The sequence below is a fragment of the Pseudomonas sp. PS02303 genome, assembly GCF_029959925.1.
Lineage (GTDB): Bacteria > Pseudomonadota > Gammaproteobacteria > Pseudomonadales > Pseudomonadaceae > Aquipseudomonas > Aquipseudomonas mandelii.
The window spans coordinates 1-312 of record NZ_JASCOM010000578.1; the positions used below are offsets into that span (position 1 = coordinate 1).

General features: G+C 63.5%; 1 protein-coding gene. It reads right to left on the minus strand.

Features of this window, described 5'->3' with window-relative positions:
* Window positions 1–312, minus strand: a 312-nt coding sequence (locus QMX98_RS35150) for an immunoglobulin-like domain-containing protein (RefSeq protein ID WP_282412106.1), incomplete at both ends; no start/stop codon positions are given.

Here is a 312-nt window from a genome sequence, read left to right on the forward strand (position 1 = left end):
TCACCGGAGCGGTAACGGACGCGGTGTAAACCACGGTCCCGCCTTCCGCCACGCTGCTGTTGGCCGTCAAGCTGACGGTCGAGGTATCGAGGGTGTCGGTAACGTCAGTCACTGCCGGAACAGTGCTTGGCACCAGGTTCTCGAAGTTGCCGCCAGTCGCGTCTTTGATGGTCGCTTCGACTTTGCCGGCATCTTTGTAGACGTCATCGGCAGGCGCCTTGACCGTCACGGAGCCGACCGTCGCGCCGGCCGCGATGGTGATCACGGCACCGTTCGACAGGTTCACAGTGACCGGGGTGCCGGCAGCATTGG